This window comes from Enterobacter cloacae complex sp. 2021EL-01169 (assembly GCF_020733125.1).
Taxonomy (GTDB): domain Bacteria; phylum Pseudomonadota; class Gammaproteobacteria; order Enterobacterales; family Enterobacteriaceae; genus Enterobacter; species Enterobacter roggenkampii.
Window position 1 is genome coordinate 896975 of sequence record NZ_JAJFTC010000001.1, and the last position, 19297, is coordinate 916271.

20 protein-coding genes are annotated in these 19297 nt (G+C 52.2%); 14 read left to right on the forward strand and 6 right to left on the reverse strand.

Annotation, left to right across the window (positions count from 1 at the left end):
- The first annotated feature begins 34 nt into the window (after positions 1 to 34).
- The 12 genes from LLF79_RS04135 to LLF79_RS04195 all read left to right on the forward strand — a co-directional run bounded on the left by LLF79_RS04135 (position 35) and on the right by LLF79_RS04195 (position 11211).
- Positions 35 to 589, forward strand: a complete 555-nt coding sequence (locus tag LLF79_RS04135; RefSeq protein WP_227879121.1) for a hypothetical protein — start codon at positions 35 to 37, stop codon at positions 587 to 589.
- A gap of 3 nt (positions 590 to 592) precedes the next feature.
- A complete protein-coding gene (locus LLF79_RS04140; protein ID WP_163342228.1) occupies positions 593 to 1669 on the forward strand; it encodes a hypothetical protein in 1077 nt (358 codons plus the stop codon).
- A gap of 75 nt (positions 1670 to 1744) precedes the next feature.
- Positions 1745 to 2185 carry a DcrB-related protein gene (locus LLF79_RS04145; protein ID WP_008499497.1) on the forward strand — a complete coding sequence of 147 codons (441 nt, stop codon included), beginning with the start codon at positions 1745 to 1747 and terminating at the stop codon, positions 2183 to 2185.
- A gap of 3 nt (positions 2186 to 2188) precedes the next feature.
- Entirely contained in the window at positions 2189 to 6550 is a 4362-nt protein-coding gene (locus LLF79_RS04150) for an RHS repeat-associated core domain-containing protein (protein ID WP_227879122.1), read from the forward strand.
- Positions 6547 to 6951, forward strand: a complete 405-nt coding sequence (locus tag LLF79_RS04155; protein WP_070533135.1) for a hypothetical protein — start codon at positions 6547 to 6549, stop codon at positions 6949 to 6951. The genes LLF79_RS04150 and LLF79_RS04155 overlap by 4 nt, the downstream gene beginning before the upstream one ends.
- An 871-nt stretch (positions 6952 to 7822) precedes the next feature.
- Entirely contained in the window at positions 7823 to 8029 is a 207-nt protein-coding gene (locus tag LLF79_RS04160) for a hypothetical protein (protein ID WP_045261114.1), read from the forward strand.
- A 567-nt stretch (positions 8030 to 8596) separates the two neighbouring features.
- Positions 8597 to 8842, forward strand: coding sequence for a hypothetical protein (locus LLF79_RS04170; protein WP_038416206.1), 246 nt, complete (start codon positions 8597 to 8599; stop codon positions 8840 to 8842).
- Positions 8843 to 8988: 146 nt separating this feature from the next.
- Positions 8989 to 9471 carry a hypothetical protein gene (locus tag LLF79_RS04175; protein ID WP_070533130.1) on the forward strand — a complete coding sequence of 161 codons (483 nt, stop codon included), beginning with the start codon at positions 8989 to 8991 and terminating at the stop codon, positions 9469 to 9471.
- 26 nt (positions 9472 to 9497) lie between these two features.
- Positions 9498 to 9974 carry a hypothetical protein gene (locus LLF79_RS04180; RefSeq protein ID WP_070533128.1) on the forward strand — a complete coding sequence of 159 codons (477 nt, stop codon included), beginning with the start codon at positions 9498 to 9500 and terminating at the stop codon, positions 9972 to 9974.
- Between the two features lie 81 nt (positions 9975 to 10055).
- Positions 10056 to 10436: a hypothetical protein gene (locus LLF79_RS04185; RefSeq protein ID WP_070533126.1), complete on the forward strand. Its 381-nt coding sequence runs from the start codon at positions 10056 to 10058 to the stop codon at positions 10434 to 10436.
- Between the two features lie 16 nt (positions 10437 to 10452).
- Positions 10453 to 10818 carry a hypothetical protein gene (locus tag LLF79_RS04190; protein ID WP_038416203.1) on the forward strand — a complete coding sequence of 122 codons (366 nt, stop codon included), beginning with the start codon at positions 10453 to 10455 and terminating at the stop codon, positions 10816 to 10818.
- Between the two features lie 99 nt (positions 10819 to 10917).
- The gene (locus tag LLF79_RS04195) at positions 10918 to 11211 is read left to right on the forward strand and encodes a YciI family protein (protein ID WP_038416202.1); all 294 of its coding nucleotides are present in this window, start codon (positions 10918 to 10920) and stop codon (positions 11209 to 11211) included.
- A gap of 54 nt (positions 11212 to 11265) precedes the next feature.
- On the opposite strand, the gene ychF is transcribed toward LLF79_RS04195, so the two are convergent.
- Both ychF and pth read right to left on the reverse strand, forming a co-directional pair.
- Entirely contained in the window at positions 11266 to 12360 is a 1095-nt protein-coding gene (gene ychF, locus LLF79_RS04200) for a redox-regulated ATPase YchF (protein WP_003856650.1), read from the reverse strand.
- 126 nt (positions 12361 to 12486) lie between these two features.
- Positions 12487 to 13071 carry an aminoacyl-tRNA hydrolase gene (gene pth / locus LLF79_RS04205; protein ID WP_008499504.1) on the reverse strand — a complete coding sequence of 195 codons (585 nt, stop codon included), beginning with the start codon at positions 13069 to 13071 and terminating at the stop codon, positions 12487 to 12489.
- Positions 13072 to 13345: 274 nt separating this feature from the next.
- Between pth and ychH the strand changes: the two genes are divergently transcribed.
- Positions 13346 to 13621, forward strand: coding sequence for a stress-induced protein YchH (ychH, locus tag LLF79_RS04210; protein ID WP_008499505.1), 276 nt, complete (start codon positions 13346 to 13348; stop codon positions 13619 to 13621).
- Between the two features lie 120 nt (positions 13622 to 13741).
- Positions 13742 to 14800, forward strand: coding sequence for a MerR family transcriptional regulator (locus LLF79_RS04215; protein ID WP_227879123.1), 1059 nt, complete (start codon positions 13742 to 13744; stop codon positions 14798 to 14800).
- Here the strand turns inward: LLF79_RS04215 and dauA are convergent.
- From dauA to lolB, 4 genes are all read right to left on the reverse strand, one after another.
- Positions 14786 to 16465, reverse strand: coding sequence for a C4-dicarboxylic acid transporter DauA (gene dauA / locus LLF79_RS04220; RefSeq protein WP_227879124.1), 1680 nt, complete (start codon positions 16463 to 16465; stop codon positions 14786 to 14788). The genes LLF79_RS04215 and dauA overlap by 15 nt on opposite strands.
- A gap of 124 nt (positions 16466 to 16589) precedes the next feature.
- The gene (gene prs, locus LLF79_RS04225; RefSeq protein WP_003856663.1) at positions 16590 to 17537 is read right to left on the reverse strand and encodes a ribose-phosphate diphosphokinase; all 948 of its coding nucleotides are present in this window, start codon (positions 17535 to 17537) and stop codon (positions 16590 to 16592) included.
- 125 nt (positions 17538 to 17662) lie between these two features.
- The gene (gene ispE, locus LLF79_RS04230; protein ID WP_227879125.1) at positions 17663 to 18532 is read right to left on the reverse strand and encodes a 4-(cytidine 5'-diphospho)-2-C-methyl-D-erythritol kinase; all 870 of its coding nucleotides are present in this window, start codon (positions 18530 to 18532) and stop codon (positions 17663 to 17665) included.
- Positions 18529 to 19140, reverse strand: a complete 612-nt coding sequence (gene lolB / locus LLF79_RS04235) for a lipoprotein insertase outer membrane protein LolB (protein WP_070533119.1) — start codon at positions 19138 to 19140, stop codon at positions 18529 to 18531. Before lolB ends, ispE begins: the two co-directional genes overlap by 4 nt.
- Positions 19141 to 19297 lie beyond the last annotated feature (157 nt).

Sequence of the window (19297 nt, forward strand, 5' to 3'; positions counted from 1 at the left end):
AATTGCAATACACATTCAATAAATGACGATTAACGTGAAAAAACACACGCCGACATTTCTTTTTTCTGCCCTGATGTTTACCTGTCTCGGCAGCAATGTGGTTTTGGCTCAGGTGATGCCTCCCGTTCTGACAAAACGGGATTTTTCTGTGCAGATCAAAGACCAGCCTGTCGCATTGGGCGACCGATGGTCTCCTGATAGTGCCGGTAAAATTGATGTGCCGTGGGAAGGCAACTTTGTCGGTGAGGTTCCTTTTGACGGAACGAACTATAAATTCTACCAGCATCAAAGGGATGGGTTAGAAATATTCAGTTCCAATCTCTGGTGGGATAAAGCTGAAAGAAGCGTTGATGATTATATCGTGTCGCAGATTACGCTGACTGCCGAAGACTTCGCAACGCCGCGGGGTGTCCATGTGGGTTCAACAACCAGAGAGCTGAACAACGCATACGGCAATGGCCTTGTTGAAAATGATTCAGGGACCCAGTGGGTTTCCTATGCGTTGGGTAAAAAAGTACTCTCTTTTGAGATGAAGGGCGGCAACGTTGTGAAAATAACAATGAATTACGATAATGGTTCTTCAGAGTAAATTATGTCCAATAAACTTTTAGCATCCGCATTGTGCGCGGCTTTATTGGCTGGCGTCGTTGAAACCTCTACGGCACTTGAATTATCGCAGTACAATAAGCTCGATACGGTAAGTCGCATCGTTAATGATAGCGAAGTGACGGACATTCTCAGGAAAACGCTGGGAAATCATTACCAGGCCTTTATTGATAACTTTGATGTCTTTGGCGAACCGCATACCACTCCAGGTGGAGGATTGTTTGTTGAGGGCTGGCTAAAGGATCTCTACCAGGAAAATGCCTCAGCGCTGGTTATCAATCCTGACGGCAAAATCTTCGCGGCCTGGGTGGTTCCAGAATCAAACGTTATCCATTACCAGTCCTCTGATAATAGTCAGCCGATTAATGCCGATATTCAGCAATGGGCCGCCAGGTTCAATACGATGCAGTTTGCAGCGAACAGCCAATCGAGACCTGCGTTTGACGGGGTTTGGGCAGGCGGGGTTGGCAACGACTCGACGTTAACCCTGCAGTTAGCTGAATCAGGCAACCGTATCACCGGGTCTTATTGCTATATCTCCCGGAGAGGAAACCGCATCGACTGCCCGGAAGATGATGAGCATAATCTTAGCGGTACGATCGCGGGAAACCGTGCGAACGTAGAGTTCAACTCATCGTTTGGCGGCGCAGGCGGACGGGCTGTTCTGGAAATAAAGGGGAGTGAAATGGAATGGCGTCTGGTAACGCCTCCGCAAAAAGGAAATGTTTATACCCCGCTGCGTTATACGTTACGCAAAGCCGCTTCGGTTCATCACGCTGAAACCAGAAAACTGGACACCGAAAAGTTCACTATTTCTCTGATAAACAAGTGCGGGCGTTTCGAGGGTGAATGTGACCAGATGGTTTATCTCGGCGTGCGCAAAAGCGATAACAGTACGATCTCCTTAAAGGGGAAAACGTTACACGACCCCGCAGGTAAAATAATCGGCTCAACCTACAAGAATGGCGAGATCGCTTATACCGTGACGTATGCACCCGTGAAATTGGTTGTCAGCAAAGGCAGCCATGTTTTAGTCGAACAATCAGGTCAATGGCGTAAATAATAAAACAGCCAGCCAAAGGGCCAACATGGATTGGCCTTTTTGTTTCTCTCAATATTAATCATCCCGAGTTCACTTATGAAATACACCCTCCAGGAAGGTTCATTTTCCCTTTTTCCTGCTGCCTGGCAGGATAACAGCATGAACATTATTCGCGATGACGAAAGCGGGCTGTCCGTGGTGGTCAGCCGCGGCGTGATTCCCGATGGCAGCGACTACGAACAAGAGTTTCACCGCCAGTGGGATGTGTTGCGTCCTCAGATGGGTGAGATCGCCCAGAGCGAATTCCGGAACGTAAACGCCGGGCCTGACGGAAAAATTAGCGGACTGGAAGTCGAGACCACCTTTGACCGTAACGGACAGCGCCTGTGGCAAAAACAGCTGGCCGTGCAGACGCCGGGCAAACCGATATTGATGATTTTTACCCTCTCGGCATTAAGAGCCTTTACCAAAGAGGACGAGGTGCGCTGGAGCGCGCTTAAGCAGAGTCTGACGCTAAACGACAACCGGAATGTGTAAGGCATGAGCGATAACAACGCGGCCCGTAAGGGCGACGAGATTATTCACTCCAGCATTTTTGCTGATATCACCAGCATTGTGGCGGAAGGTGCCGCCTATGCGGTGATCGGTGCGGCAGTGGGGCTGGCGGCTACGGCCTCCGCGCCACTCCTCGGTGCCGGAGCCGCCGCAGCGGGCGTGGCGGCGATTGGGTCCAGCTGTCTGTTAAGCGGGATTATCGGTGGCGTGCTGGCGAACGTGGCGGGGATCACCGACGATATCAGCAACGCCGCGGAAGGGTTAGGCAATGCGCTTTTCCCGCCGTCGCCTGCGGGTAAAATCACCACCGGTTCGAACAACGTACTGACCAACGCAATCCCTGCCGCGCGCGCGGCAGGCACGCTCACGCCCGCCGATACACCGTCCCCTGAGCCGCAGTCACCGGGCAGCTTTGCCGATTACGCGGGCATGCTGCTTTCCGCCGCCGGACAGTTTGGCAGCGAAATGTGGCAGCCGAGCGTTGCCTCAGCCGCCGCGGGAACCTCGCCGCTGGAAGAGGACAAGGTGGCGTGCGAAAAGCACTCCGGGCCGCAGTATCTGGCGGAAGGCTCCAAAAGCGTCTTTATCAACGGGCAGCCCGCGGTGCGTGCGAAAGATCGCACCACCTGCGAAGGCACCGTTTCCGACGACGTCTCCCCGAACGTGATCATCGGCGGGGACACGCTTACGGTCCGCGATATCAAAAGCGGTAAAACGCCGGGTCTGGCGCTGGGGATGATTGCGCTCTCCCTGCTGCGCGGGCGTCCGGGCAAGATCCTGAAAAACATGCCCTGCGCGCTGGCCGCGGCCGGCGGCGGGATGCTGGCGGATATGGCGGTCAACGCCGTGTTTGGCTCCTCGCACCCGGTCCACGCCGCCACCGGCGTGAAGGTGCTGAACGACGACGATGAGCTCGACTTCTCGCTGCCGGGGCGCTTCCCGCTTCGCTGGCAGCGCAGCTACAACAGCCTGACCACCCGCGAAGGGCTGTTTGGTCTGGGCTGGGCAACGACCTTTGACAGCTATCTCTCGCTGGAAGATAACAATGCGACCTGGTTCGATGAAACCGGGCGCGAGCTGAGCTTTGAACTGCCGCCTGTCGACCGCGCGTTTTACAGCATCAGCGAAGGCATCATTATCCGCCGCAATGAGAGCGGCGACGTGGCGATTGCCGACGATGACGGCGCGGTGTGGCGTCTGTATAAACCAACCCGGGCGAATCCCTCCATCCTGCGTCTGGCCTCCCTCAGCGACGAATACGGCAACGCGCTGCTGACGGCGTGGGACGAGCACGGCAGGCTGGTTGGTCTTCACGACGAGCCGCGGGCGATAGACGTCACCCTGCGCTATGAAGATGAACGATTCCCCCATCGCGTTACCGCTGCCAGCCATTTCGACGGCAACCAAGCCTGGCCGCTGATGCAGTGGGGCTACGATGCGCGCGGCCAGCTGGCGAGCGCGACGGACGCCTCCGGCGTGGTGACGCGTGAATACCGTTACAACGACCACGGCCTGATGGTCTGGCACCGGATGCCGGGCGGGCTGGAGAGCGAATACCGCTGGCAAAAATTCGACCACTGGCGCGTGGTGGAAAACCGCACCAGCACCGGCGACGGCTGCCGCTTTAGCTATGATTTAGCCGCCGGGCTGACGACCGTCGAGCACTACGATGGTCAGACGCGCCGCCACTACTGGAACGCGCAGAATCTGATTGTCCGCTACGTTGACGAGCGCGGTGAAAACTGGCGCTACGAGTGGGATGATAACGAGCTTCTCACGCGTCGCATCGATCCGCTCGGCAACGCCGTCACCTTCGTCTACGACGAGATGGGCAACCGGGTGCAGGAGACCGATGCCGACGGCAATACCCGCACCACCACCTGGCTGGAGCACCGCGCGCTTCCCGCGGCCATTATCGAAGCCGACGGCAGCGCCACCCGGTTCTGGTACGACGAACATCACGGGCTGAAGCGCGTGGTGGACCCGATGGGGCAGACGACGCAGCTGCGACGGGACGAGTTTGGCCTGGTTGTAGAAGAGGTCGATGCCGCTGGCAACAGCCGCTATCAGGAGTACAACGAGGCCGGGCAGATCGTCCGTTCGACGGACTGTTCCGGGCGTATTACCCGCTATCGCTATCACCCGCTGGGCTGGCTGGTGGCTGAGACTGGCGCCGACGGTGAAGATACACGTTACCGCTACGACGCCGCAGGGCGTCCGGTGCAGCTCGACCGCCCGGAAGGCTGGACGGAGTCGCTCAAATGGAACGAACGTGGCCTGCCGGTGAAGCATGCGGGCGCCGACGGGAAAGAGAGCGAGTTCAGATACGACGAGGCGGGGCGCTTAACCGCCACCCGAAATACGCAGGGTGAAGAGGTGCGCCGCCGCTGGGACAGCCGCGGGCGTCTGATTGCCCTGGAAAACGAGAACGGCGAAGCGTATCAGTTCCGCTGGGGGCCAGACTCGCTGCTGCTGGAAGAGGTGGGGCTCGATGGCGTGGCCTCGCAGTATCGCTATGATGCCTGCGGGCGCACGATTGCGCGCACCTTTGCCGCCGGCCATCCGGAGGCCATCACCCACGCCTTCGCCTGGAGCGCGAGCGGCCAGCTGGTCGCCCGCACCACGCCGGAAGGGCAGACCCGCTACCATTACACGCCGTCCGGGCTATTAAGCCGGATTGGGCTGCATCCGGCGCTTTCAGCCGACGCGTGGACCACCGAGGCAGAGCAGGAGCTTGCCTTTGAGTATGACGCACTCGGTCGCGTCACCCGCGAAGCGGGCGAGCACGGCGAGCTGGCGTGGGAGTATGACGCGCTGGGCAACCGCACCTCCGTCACGCTGCCCGATGGTCGCGAGCTGAAGCAGTTCTACTACGGCAGCGGGCATCTGCTCAGCATTGCTCTTGATAAGCTCTCGGTCTCCGACTTTACCCGCGACGAGCTTCACCGCGAGACCAGCCGCACCCAGGGTCTGCTGACCACCCGCAGCGAATACGACCGCCTTGGCCGACTGCATCGCCGTGACGTCTTTACCGGCAACGCCCAGCGCCCGTCGCCGCGCCGCTGGTCCCGCCGCTGGGATTATGACTACCGCAATAACCTGGTGCGCGAAGAGCGGGACGATAACCCGTTCAGCTGGTACCGCTGGCAGTACGACAGCGCCGGGCGCCTGCTCGTTCAGGACGGCACGCTGCCTGGCCAGGAGCAGTGGCGCTGGGATGCAGCCGGTAACCCGCTCGAAGGATCTGCTGAGAAGGTCACGCACAACCGCCTGACGCAGCTGAACGGCATTCGCTGGCGTTATGACATCCACGGCCGCACCGTGGAGAAGGATAACGGCCAGACCCGCTGGCACTACCGCTACGACGGCGAACATCGCCTGACGGAAGTCATCAGCCAGCCGCGGGACCGCAACAAACCGCAGACGCAGGTTAGCTTCCGCTACGATCCGCTCGGTCGCCGCATCAGCAAAACGCGACGCCAGATGCTAGGCGGACAGCCAACCGGCAAGCCGGTCACCACCCGGTTTGTCTGGGAAGGGTTCCGCCTGCTGCAGGAGGTGCACGGAGATGTGCCGCTCACCTACGTTTACAGCGATCAGGACAGCTACGATCCGCTGGCGCGTATTGACGGCGTTGATGACCATGAAATCTTCTGGTTCCACTGCCAGCCGAACGGCACGCCGGAGCGGATGACGGATATCGAAGGGCAGGTGCGCTGGGAAGGCGTGAACAGCGCCTGGGGCAAGCTGCTGCGGGAAAGCGAGACGCAGGTATCAGGATATTCTCAGAACCTGCGCATGCAGGGGCAATACCTGGACCGTGAGACAGGCCTGCACTACAATCTGTTCCGGTATTACGACCCGGACTGCGGAAGATTTACGCAGCAGGACCCGATAGGGCTGGCGGGGGGGATAAATCTTTACCAGTATGCGCCGAATGCGCTGGGGTGGGTGGATCCGTGGGGGTTGTCGCCTTGTAAGCCCGATAAACATCTACCTGATGCGGAACCTGGGCAATATAATTACAGGGGTATACATAAAGACCATCCCGAATGGGAAAATGCACTTAATGGTAAGGTAATTCCTGGGGATGTTCATTCATCAATAACTCCGGAGCAACATAACTTCGGAGGGGTATCCAGCATCAGCCCCTATACTTCGTGGACAGATAGTCCAGATGTAGCTAGAGGCTTCGCAGGGCCTGATGGGGTCATATTGAGAGTCAAAGTTGGTGCTCCTAAGCCTGGCGATTCTTGGTCGTGGGAGTATTCTTTTGATGAATGGATGGAACGCGAAATCTTACTTAAAGGAATTCGAAGTGGCGATGTGGAGGTATTCCTACCATGATAAATGATAAACTTATTGAGTATGCACGAGAAAAAATACCGGATGAGTTTCGTTCTTATCTAAATGAAAAGAATAATCTTCAATGTGCATCATTTATAAGTAGTACTCAAAATGAATTGAGAATAATGAAAGCGCATAAAGAAAATACTAAATTTTCAGGGTTGAAAGTTAATGGTCTTGATGATTTAATCATTGCCCTTGAAAATTTTGAAAAGGAAAATGTATTCGTAATTAATATCCGAAGTAAGTTGTACTCGTTCAAGATTTATTCAGATGAAAATAATAATACTTTACTGGGTGTTATTATCCTTAAACTTAAAAAGAAAACTGCAGAGGAAATTCGATTTGGCCGAGAAATACTTGGTATTACGACACCACCCCCTGATATAGAAGATGATTAGTCAGTTTTAATTTTGATTGCATACAATTTCCCCGGCGTGTGCATGCATAGCATTCTGGCATGTATTTGTGCTCGCATTCATCTTTGAATTATCTATCCAATTAAAACATCACCTCTATTCATTATATCTATAATTAATTCTGATTTGTTGCGTTTTAATTAAGGTTTTGATGAAAAATGAAAATAACTAATCAGCTGAAGAGGAAGTTATTGGTCCTGGATGGTATAGATAATGACTTTATAAATTATGGCGCAGAAATAGCATGCCCTGAATGCGAAGGCATAATAGTCTATTCCATAGTAAACTCATATGAGTTTGACACGCTCTCTGAAGAGGTAAAATGCTTTTTGGTTAAGAAAATGAGATGCGTGAAGCTTGTTAGTGAATATAATAAATATAACTACGATGAAAGCCAATTAGACGCTTCGAAAAACATTTGTTCAAAGTGTTTGAAAGCGACAAGATTGATATTCTGCCAGAGGAACCATGATAAATTTACAATCTTATAATGAAGTGTTAGATTTCCTGGAGCTGTTTTTTCAAAAATATATTCTTGATTCTAATTGTTTGCAGGATATGCAATCTATTTTAGATGATTGTCGAAAAGAAAAAATGGTGGCTATTCGAGCTATAGACTCATGTTTTATGGAATATAGGCGAAAGACTCAAGATTATAGAGTCCCTACTCATGAGGAACAGGAGATATGGAAACAGTTGTTCAATATATGGCAGTAAAATATTAAATAAAAATGGCTGGATGGGTTTTTACTTAATATCCCGTATTATTTTGCTAAGGTTATGCTATTACCATCGGTGTCAGGAGGTAATCTGTTTTTTTCGAATGTGTTATTAAAAATCAGGAGTAAAATGAATGACAGTGGAAAAGTTACGAAAGAATCTTGTTTTTTTAATAAAAAAATATGTTCGGGAAAGTCAACAGGAAGCATTTTATGATGACATATCAAAGCCTGATGTGCCAGTGAAAGGTATTTTAGCTGATTTTAATAAAGTCAAAACAAGAACCGTTGATGAAGCGGATGGAGATTTGATACGTGATATTTACTTTTATTTTTGCTAACTAATAGTTATACGGGGAATTGATTTTTTCAGGTTGTTTATTATGTTTGTTTTTTTTATGGGAGGTGAGTAGGTTGATGCATGGGGAAGGGTAAATGACTCTTGACTCGTCCCAATCCTTACCCTCCCCTATGAGGGACATTAGAAAAATATTAATTACAGATTTTATTTTATATATCACGCATTATGCTGATTTCCTTCTTTTAACTTTATTCAAAACCTGTTCGCCGCTGATGATAATCCGTTCGAAGGGCGATTGAAAAAATTACCCATAACCGCCTGCTGCAGGAGGTGCACGGGGACGTGCCGATGACCTAAGTATACTGCGACCAGACAGTGATGACCCGTTGGCACATGCTGACGACGTTAATGCCCCAGAGATCTTCTGGTTCCACTGCCAGCCCAACGGCACGCCAGAGCGGATAATGGATATCGAAGGGCAGAAGCGCTGGGAAGGGGCGAACGGAGCCTGCGTAAGCTACTGCTGGAAAGCGAGACGCAGATATCCGAGTATCTCCAGAATTGGATGTGCCAAACAAACCAGTGTATGAAATCAGGGATGCCTATCATGAATTACGATTCATATAATGAAGTACTCGATTATCTCAGGTTTTTTTTCAACGAAAGAGTGGATTCATCAATTTATTTAGAAAAACTAATGACTTTGATTGAAGGATCTCGCACTGAAAAAACGGTGATAATAAGAGCAATTTATGAAACGTACATGCAGTATGTAAAACAAAGTAGAGATGGCATAAAAATTAACGCTGAGGAAAAAGAAATGTGGATTGACTTATTGCACCATTGGCAATAAGACTTTATTGTTATGCGGGTGTCATTGTAAATGGTTATAATAAATATAATTTGTACGCGGAAAATGCTCCTCATATGGATGTTCTCATGTTGAGTCGATTATATTATTAAGATCTTGTCAGACAATAAAAAGTAAATCAGGACAAAATGATTGAATTAAAATTTAAACCGATTACAGGTGAACTAAATCTTGATGATCTGCCTTTGGAAATTGATACTGAAGAAGGCTTTTGTAAGTGTGATTTATACCGCGAATTAGTAAAGCACAAAGCCGTTAAGAAAACCATGCCAAATCACTACCTTGTTGACTCAGCAGTGTTTTCCGATAAAGAATTTCAAGTTACTATACGCCCAGTGTGCTATGGTTTTCCTTTTATGCTTCATCTTGTTGATAAAAACAGTCAATACTATAAAGCATTAAATGATTGGAATGCTCGAACTAATATTCACATACTAAATGAATCAGTAAAAAGTTTGTCTGATTGGCTGAAAGAATCACTAAACCTAGACACGCCTGATACCATGGAAACAGACATCATTAGGTGGAACTTTGCGTGGGGGCGGGTTTCAGTCTCATATGAGACAAAGTCGTTTAATCATGGGATATATATAGTTTGGAATATAACGTAGTCACTTCCAGACAAGGTTGTTTAGATATGTTAGAAATGAAACTTGATGTTCATACTGGATTAGTAGCAATTAACAACTACCCAATCGAATTAAAAGATGTTGATACTTTTAAAAATTCCGCATTTTACAAATTCTTCTCGCCATTGGCTAAAATAGGTCCTTATTATTTCGCTATCGATAATATTAAATGGAAAGATCAAATTTTCATTTTGGAACTGAGGCCCTCAGCATTTTCTTTTACTCCATCATTATTCCTTACTAGTAAGGATGGAAGTTTTTATAAAACGCTAGAGGATTGGGATAAAAGGGCTAGTCTGAGTAATTTATCGGATGAGCAGCAACGCTTGACAGCCTGGGTTGAGAGTGAAATAACCTCAAAGCCTAAACTTAAAATTACAACCCCCCCATATGGAATTCAATGGGAGCATGAATGGGGAAGTATTGTTGTACAGTCTAATGAAAAAAGCTTCGATTGTGGTATTTATATCGAATGGAATGTTTGATTAAACAATGTTATTAATTAATAAAACCCCTCATTTTCTTCTCGCCTTACTTTTTTATTAATAAAGTTAAAATCTAAAAAAATGAAAATAACTAATCGACTGAAAAAGAAGATATTAGTCCTGGATGGCATTGATAATGACTTTATAGATTATGGCGCAAAAATAGCATGCCCTGAATGCGAGGGTGTAATAGTCTATTCCATCGTAAACTCATATGAGTTTGACTCGCTCTCTGAAGAGGTAAAATACTTTTTGGTTAAGAAAATGAGAGGAGTGAAGCTTGTTAGCGATCATAATGAATTTAGCTATGATGAAAGCCAATTACATGTTTCGAAAAAAGCATGTTCAAATTGTTTAAAAGAATTTTCTACTGTATTAACGTATAAAGAAGTGCAGCCAGCCCGATACCGGGTATATCTTGTGGGGCTTTTTGAAGGTGATTTGAAACAGATCAAACTTTAAACGTTGAGGTTTACCAATGATTGAAAATCTCATTTTTATTAAAGAAAATGACCTGGTTCAATGGGTATGTGGTGCAAGTAACATACTGGTTAGTATGCCGTTTTTAGACTATGCAATGGTCGACTCAACTCGCCAGTTAGTCTTTACGTTAAGCGAGCCAAAGCCATTACCAACCGTTTTGACCATCTTCAATGCGCAGGGCGAAAAACTATTTTGGTCTGCACCTCCTGAAGGCGCATTTTTCTATTACTTAACTTTCAACCTGTCAAAGGAAGTGGTTGTGGTCTGTAGCTATGCGGAAAAGCAAAACGGCTGGCATGAGTGGTTTTATTCCTGGGATATGAAGCGTAATGCTTTGTCTCAATTGGGCCCAGCGTATTAACATCAAAAGCGCCAAAAAACGATAACAATAACCGGTAGCCAAAGAGGGCCGAATAAGCAGTTCCAACAAGCGGTTTAAAACAGAGCTAAGAGGCAAAGGATGAGTACGGTTTACATTGTCATATTGACCTATATCAAACCCCTTGAAGAGGTTGACGCAGCGATACCTGCTCATGTGGAGTGGCTAAAAAAGGGGTATGCAGAGGGGATATTTCTGGCATCGGGTAGACGGATCCCAAGAACCGGTGGAGTCATACTCGCTAAATGCGAGAGTCTGGTCTCTCTTGAAGAGCGCTTGCGCGAGGATCCCTTTCAGGCGTTGAAGCTTGCGACTGCCGAAATCATTCCCTTCGAACCCAGTATGAAGGCAGAACTTTTAGACAATGTGTTTTGACCCCCCAATAAAAAAATCCACGGCAAAGCGTGGATTTTTTTCATTCAAAACCAATCAAACGTTAAACAGGAAGTTCATCACATCGCCATCTTTAACGATGTAATCTTTCCCTTCCGCACGCATCTTGCCTGCTTCTTTCGCGCCTTGCTCACCCTTGTAGGTGATGAAGTCTTCAAACGCAATAGTCTGCGCTCGAATAAAGCCTTTCTCAAAGTCGGTGTGGATCTTACCGGCCGCCTGAGGCGCCGTTGCACCCACAGGAATTGTCCACGCACGCACTTCCTTCACGCCAGCGGTGAAGTAGGTCTGCAGGTTCAGCAGCTCATAGCCTGCGCGGATCACACGGTTCAGGCCCGGCTCTTCCAGACCCAGCTCGGCCATGAACTCTTCACGATCGGCATCGTCCAGCTCGGCGATGTCGGATTCAACGGCCGCGCAAACCGCCACAACCACAGAACCTTCCGCCGCGGCGATTTCACGCACTTTGTCCAGGTACGGGTTGTTCTCGAAACCGTCTTCGTTAACGTTGGCGATGTACATGGTTGGCTTCAGGGTCAAGAAGCTCAGGTATTTGATCGCCGCTTTGTCTTCGTCAGTCAGGTTTTTCAGCGCGCGCAGCATGCCGGCGTTTTCCAGCTGTGGCAGGCATTTTTCCAGCGCAGCCAGTTCCGCTTTCGCGTCCTTGTCGCCGCCTTTGGCTTTCTTCTGCACGCGGTGAATCGCGCGTTCGCAGGTGTCGAGGTCAGAGAGCGCCAGCTCGGTGTTGATAACGTCGATGTCGTCAGCCGGATCCACTTTGTTGTTAACGTGGATGATGTTGTCGTTCTCGAAGCAGCGCACAACGTGGCCGATCGCTTCGGTTTCACGAATGTTGGTCAGGAACTGGTTACCCAGACCTTCGCCTTTGGATGCGCCTTTTACCAGGCCCGCGATGTCCACGAATTCCATGGTGGTGGGCAGAATGCGCTGCGGCTTCACGATTTCCGCGAGCTGGTCCAGACGCGGGTCCGGCATTGGCACCACGCCGGTGTTCGGTTCGATGGTACAGAACGGGAAGTTCGCCGCTTCGATACCCGCTTTGGTAAGCGCGTTAAACAGGGTGGATTTGCCCACGTTTGGCAGACCGACGATACCGCATTTGAATCCCATTTCTAAATCACCTTAATATCTTGATAATCAATCCGTTAACGATAACCGACTGATGAAAAGTAAATAACTACGCCTATTATACACGTAACCCGCATGACGCGCGGTAAAAAAGCCGTATCGGGCGGATTATTGCGCTTTGAAAGCGTGTAAGCGGTTTGTCGCTTTGGTTAAGCCGTCTTGCAGCCAGATTTCCGTGCAGCGCGCCGCTTCGTCTACCGCCTCATCAATCAGTTTCTGCTCAGAAACCGGTGGCTTACCGAGCACGAAACCGACAACTTTGTTTTTATCGCCCGGATGGCCGATTCCCACGCGCAAACGGTGGAAATTCGGGTTATTGCCCAGCTTGCTGATGATGTCTTTAAGACCGTTGTGGCCGCCATGCCCGCCGCCCAGCTTGAATTTTGCCACGCCAGGGGGAAGATCCAGCTCATCGTGGGCGACCAGAATTTCATCCGGATTGATGCGATAAAACGTTGCCATCGCCGCCACGGCTTTACCGCTCAGGTTCATAAACGTGGTGGGGACCAGCAGGCGAACATCCGCGCCAGCAAGGTTGATACGTGAGGTATACCCGAAGAATTTAGGTTCTTCACGCAGGGGAGCACGTAACCGCTCGGCCAGCAGATCGACGTACCATGCCCCGGCATTGTGGCGGGTAGCCGCATACTCTGCGCCCGGGTTGGCGAGGCCGACAATCAGTTTAATCGTCACGATTCAATTCCTAATGGGTTCCAGATCTGGCGCGTAGTTTACTGTCTGGCGCGCCGCTTGACAAAATTCTGCGATCGTCGCAGCGAAATACGAATAATTACTTACCTGAACAATTAGAATTTCAAGCTGTTCAACGTGTTATTTGTAAACTTTTGTCTGGGCGTTATCTGTAATTGTGATCATTCACGCAACTCATAAAAGGAGCGTTGTCTATACTTTACACACAAGGATTAGGGGCTTTTCCCCTGACAACCCAAAGTTCCGGAGGTGACACATGAAACGCAAAAACGCTTCGCTACTCGGTAACGTGCTGATGGGTTTGGGGCTGTTTGTGATGGTCGTCGGCGTAGGTTATTCCATATTAAACCAGCTGCCGCAGCTTGATCTTCCGCAATACTTCGCGCATGGCGCGGTACTGAGCATCTTCCTCGGTGCGGTATTGTGGCTCGCCGGGGCGCGCGTGAGCGGACATGAGGAAGTCTGCGATAAATACTGGTGGGTGCGCCACTACGATAAACGCTGCCGTCGAGATCAGCATAAGCACAGCTAGTGCCATGACGAAAGAATACCGAAACGACTCCCTGGGAGTCGTTTTTTTTTGCATCAAGGGTTGACCCTCACGTAACGTAAGGCGCCAGAGTGGCGGCACTGGCAAAGAAAAGGAGCAGTTATGTTGATTCAGGTGGGTGAACTGGCGAAACGGGCCGGTATCACCGTACGCACATTGCATCACTATGAGCAAACAGGAGTGTTGCTGCCTTCTGCCAGAAGCGCGGCAGGTTACCGGCTTTACAACCTGGCGGATGTTCAGCGCCTGCATATGATTCAGGCGCTGGCAAAAGCGGGGCTGGAACTTGCTGAAATCAGGGATTTCCTGGAACAGGAGTCGCTGTCGTTAACCGAGTTACTCGATGCGCAAATCACGTTGCTGGATAAACAGCTGCGCAGCATACATACGCTGCGCGACCGGCTGGTCGAACTGCGTACCGGGCTTCTCGACGATGCGACGCCGGACCTGGAATCCTGGCTACAGACTCTGGAGTTAATGAATATGTACGATCGCTGGTTTAGCAAAGAAGAGTTACAGCAGCTGCCGTTTGCGGTGCAGAAGGACGCGCTGTCGGCTATCTGGTCAGGGCTGGTGGCAGAGGCCAACGCGCTGCTGGAGCACCATATACCCGTTACGGACGAGAGGGCGAAGGACCTGGCGACGCGCTGGATGGAGCGCCTGGAGCAGGACACGGCGGGCAAACCGGAGTTTCTTACCCGGCTGAACGAGATGCACAGCGTAGAGCCACAGATGCAGGCGCAAACCGGCATCACGCCGGAGATGACGGATTACATTACGCGCGCGTTTGCGGAATCCAAGCTCAGCATATGGGAGAAGTACCTTACTCCCGAAGAGATGGCCTTTACGCGGAAGCACTACTTTGACCGCATGATGGAGTGGCCGCCGCTGGTGGCGAAGCTGCATCAGGCGCAGCGGGAAAATCTCGATCCTGCTGCGGAGGAGGCGCAGAAGCTGGCGGAAAACTGGCTGACGTTATTCCAGTCGTACGCAGGGACGAACCCGGAGACCCAGCAAAAGTTTCGCGCTGCCATGCAGCAGGAACCGCATCTGATGAAAGGAACGTGGATGACGCCTGCCGTGCTTGCATGGCTCCAGCAGGCGATCGGGGTGATGATGCAGAGACGTTTCTCTGCATCGGTTAACTCACAGATCCGCTAACGCGGCTTCCCGGTTAGGGTAGAAGGATAAGCGGCCAGGGATTGGCTGCACGCCCGCGCGCGCCATGGTGCGCAGGGGCTGGAATTCGAGGTTACTCACCCGCAGCTCACAGCCTTCAGGCAGACGTTTCACAAAGCGCTGGAAGGCGTCCAGGCCGCCCGCATCCAGCACCGGTACGGCATCCCATTTCAGCACCACAACCCGTTTGCCCGCGATGCGAGACTCCAGGTCGCTGAACAGACCTTCCGCCGCGGCGAAGAACAGCGGGCCAATCACGCGCAGAACCAGCACATCGTCAGGCACCTCCACGTTAACCGGGGAGAGGCGCGTCATTTGCGCGATACGGCGCATAAACAGCAGGGAAGCCAGCACGATCCCGACGCTGATGGCGATAACCATATCGAACAGCACGGTCAGCGACATGCAGATCAGCATCACGATGATGTCGTCTTTCGGCGCCCGACGCAGCAGGTTTACCACCTTGTGCGCCTCACTCATGTTCCAGGCCACCATCAGCAGCAGGGCGGCCATGGCGGAAAGCGGTAGCCAGGAGAGCAGTGGGGCGAGGATCAGCAGGGCGAGGATCACCAGCAGGGAGTGGATAACTGCCGAAACGGGTGACGTTGCACCCGCGCGCACGTTGGCCGCAGAACGGGCGATGGCTGCCGTGGCGGTAATACCGCCAAAGAACGGTGCGATGAGGTTCCCTAACCCCTGACCAACCAGCTCGCTGTTGGCTTTGTGCTTGGTGCCGGTCATCCCGTCCAGAACGACGGCGCACAGCAGGGATTCAATTGCCCCCAGCATCGCCATCGAGAACGCGGCGGGCAGCAGGGCGCGCAGGGAATCCCAGCTTAAGGTAAAGCTGGATCCGGGCATATCCCACGGCAGCACAAGCTGCGGCAGCAGCTGCGGAATGCCGCTCCCCTGCGAACCATCCGCAAGAACATAGTGGAACTGCGAGCCGATAGTGGCGACATGGCCGCCGAACATATTGACGACAGCCATCACCGCGCAGCCCAGCAGCAGCGCGGGAAGATGGCCGGGCAGACGGATACCCAGACGAGGCCAGACGATCAGTGTTCCGAGCGTCACAATCCCGATGGCGGCGTCGCCCAGGTTGGCCGTCGGCAGCGCCATAAACAGCGCACCCACTTTCTGTAAATAGTGCTCCGGAACATGGGGCATTTGCAGGCCGAGGAAATCCTTGATCTGCATGGTTCCGATGGTGATCCCAATCCCCGAGGTGAACCCCAGCGTGACGGAAAGGGGGATGTACTCAATCAGCCGCCCAAAGCGGGCCAGACCAAACAGAATCAAAAAGACGCCGGACATCAGGGTGGCGACCAGCAGGCCAGCCAGACCAAACTGCTGCGAAACGGGGTAGAGGATCACCACAAAGGCGGCGGTCGGGCCGGAGACGCTGAAGCGTGAGCCGCCGGTCAGGGCAATGACGATCCCGGCCACGGCCGAGGTGTACAGGCCATACTGCGGTGCAACGCCGCTGCCAATCGCCAGCGCCATCGCCAGCGGAATCGCGATAATGCCGACGGTGATCCCGGCAATCAGGTCACGGATAAAACGTGACGAGGTGTACTTCTCTTTCCAGCAGGCGTCGATGAGGGCGCGAAAGGGCAGAACATGTGAGGAGGTTACGTTTTTCACAATTATCTATCATCCGTATGCGCATCATCTGTCATGTGAATGGCAGGTGAAGGAGGCATTAATCATACAAATAAAACCCAGAGACAAAAAAACCCGCCGCAGCGGGTTTTTCGGCCGTGTTCGATTAGTGTTCGAACATTGCAGAGATGGATTCTTCGTTGCTGATACGACGAATCGCTTCGGCCAGCATCCCGGACAGGGTCAGGGTACGCACGTTTGGCAGTGCCTTGATCTCGTCGCTCAGTGGGATGGTATCGCATACTACAACTTCGTCAATGACGGAGTTGCGCAGGTTGTTTACGGCATTGCCGGAGAAGATCGGGTGGGTCGCGTAAGCGAATACGCGCTTGGCACCACGCTCTTTCAGCGCTTCAGCCGCTTTACACAGCGTACCGCCGGTATCGATCATGTCGTCAACCAGCACGCAGTCGCGGCCAGCTACGTCACCGATGATGTGCATCACCTGAGAAACGTTAGCGCGCGGACGACGTTTGTCGATGATCGCCATGTCGGTATCGTTCAGCAGCTTAGCGATAGCACGGGCACGTACCACGCCGCCGATGTCCGGAGAAACCACGATTGGGTTATCCAGGTTCAGCTGCAGCATGTCTTCCAGCAGGATTGGGCTGCCGAATACGTTATCAACCGGGACGTCGAAGAAGCCCTGGATCTGCTCTGCGTGCAGGTCAACGGTCAGTACGCGGTCAACGCCAACGCTGGACAGGAAGTCAGCGACAACTTTCGCGGTAATTGGCACACGCGCGGAACGGACGCGACGGTCCTGGCGGGCATAGCCGAAGTAAGGAATAACAGCAGTGATACGGCCTGCGGAAGCGCGACGCAGGGCGTCGACCATAACAACCAGTTCCATCAGGTTGTCGTTCGTTGGAGCACAGGTGGACTGGATGATGAAAATATCACCACCGCGTACATTTTCGTTAATTTGTACGCTGACTTCGCCGTCGCTAAAGCGACCTACAGCGGCGTCGCCGAGGGAAGTGTACAGGCGGTTGGCAATACGTTGTGCTAGTTCCGGGGTGGCGTTACCAGCAAAAAGCTTCATATCAGGCACGAGAAGAACCTCAGGCATGCGTCCAGTGGTGGATAGCGTTCGCCGTAAACTGTGCGGGCCAGGCAAAGGCTATCCAGGCGGTGTATTAAAGAGCGCGATGCAACGTCTGGAACAGGGTGACGTTGTCACCGAAACTCAGTCTGCGCCAGAATGGCCTGCTGTAGGGGGGAAATGTTCATCCCACGCGCTACAAAACCATGCAGCCAAACCGGCGCTTGCTCAAGCACCTGACGAGCGGCGGATTCGGTGTCAAATTCAGCAAAGACACAGGCCCCTGTACCAGTCAGGCGCGACGGCGCATATTCTAACAGCCAGGAAAGCACCGCATCAACCTCGCGAAAACGTTTTCTTGCGATATCCTCGCAATCGTTGCTGAATTCACAATTTAATAACGTTTCTATTGACCGAATCGGGGTATTTCTTTTCAGGTCAGGATCTTTAAAGATGACCGGGGTCGGAATGCTTACGCCAGGATGGGCAACCAGGTACCATTTTTCCGGCGGTTCTACAGGGGAGAGGATTTCCCCCACGCCCTCAGCAAAGGCCGCATGACCGCGAACAAACACCGGGACATCCGCACCCAGCTTCAAGCCTAAGGCGGCCAGTTCGTCCTGCGACAGCCCGCAGCCCCAAAGGTGGTTCAGGGCAACCAGCACGGTAGCGGCGTTGGATGAGCCTCCGCCCAGGCCGCCGCCCATCGGCAGACGTTTCTCGATACGGATGTCCGCACCGCTTCCCGCAGGCAGACGACCCGATTCCGCTGCGGCGTTCATCAGCAGACGCGCAGCGCGCACAATCAGGTTGTCCTCATGCGCCACGCCGTCGACCGGTGTCAGCAGGCAAATCTGCCCGTCCTGGCGCAGTTCAATGGAGATCGTGTCGCCATAGTCAATAAACTGAAACAGCGTCTGCAGGGTGTGATACCCGTCAGCACGCTGGCCGGTGATGTATAAAAACAGGTTCAGCTTTGCCGGAGAAGGCCAGTGGGTCATCATTTAACGATCCAGTTGTCCATTTTCAGCTTGATGCGCTGGCTGCCCTGGGTCAGCTCCATGTTCGATGGCAGCGACGGTTTACTCTTGCTGTCATAGGCGCTGTACACCACTTTCCAGGTTTTGCCGTTCTGGGTGTAGTTCACCTGGCTCAGACGGTACTGATCGTCAAGCGTGTAGTCGGTGGCGTCACCCGGCAGGCCAAGGATCCACTGGCGCAGGCTGTTCAGCGGGATAGGCATTCCGGTCAGCTTGCCAATCATCTCTTCGGCATCGGTTGCGGTGTAGTGCTGGCCTTTGTTATCGGTGATCTGCGCTTCGCCCGGTTTGGCGATAAGCTCCAGCTCGGTGCTGCCCAGCGGGTTCAGCAGCAGCAGGCGATAGTTGTCCTGACCCGTCTGCTGCCAGAAGAAACGGGCATACACTTTTTGCTCATCAGAGAGATAGGCGAAGGCGCCGCGGGTCTGGTACTGGCTCAAATTACGGACGTCCTGCTGGTGCTGACGCCACTGCGGTGAATCAGGGCTTTTGCCCGGGCCTTTTGGTTGGGTGACGGTACACGCGGTCAGAACCAGTGCCGCCAGGGGCAGCAGGCGAATCAGTCGGGTCATAATGAGGACAAATCCTTGAGATACGTTGCAGTTATAACTGTTAATGCTAGCGTCGAAGGGGGCTACCGTCTACGTTCAAATTATCTCAAAGCGTTGTGTAACCTATTACTCCGAAAGGGGGCTGTCTCTTTTATTGATCTCGCGCATCCTGTATGAT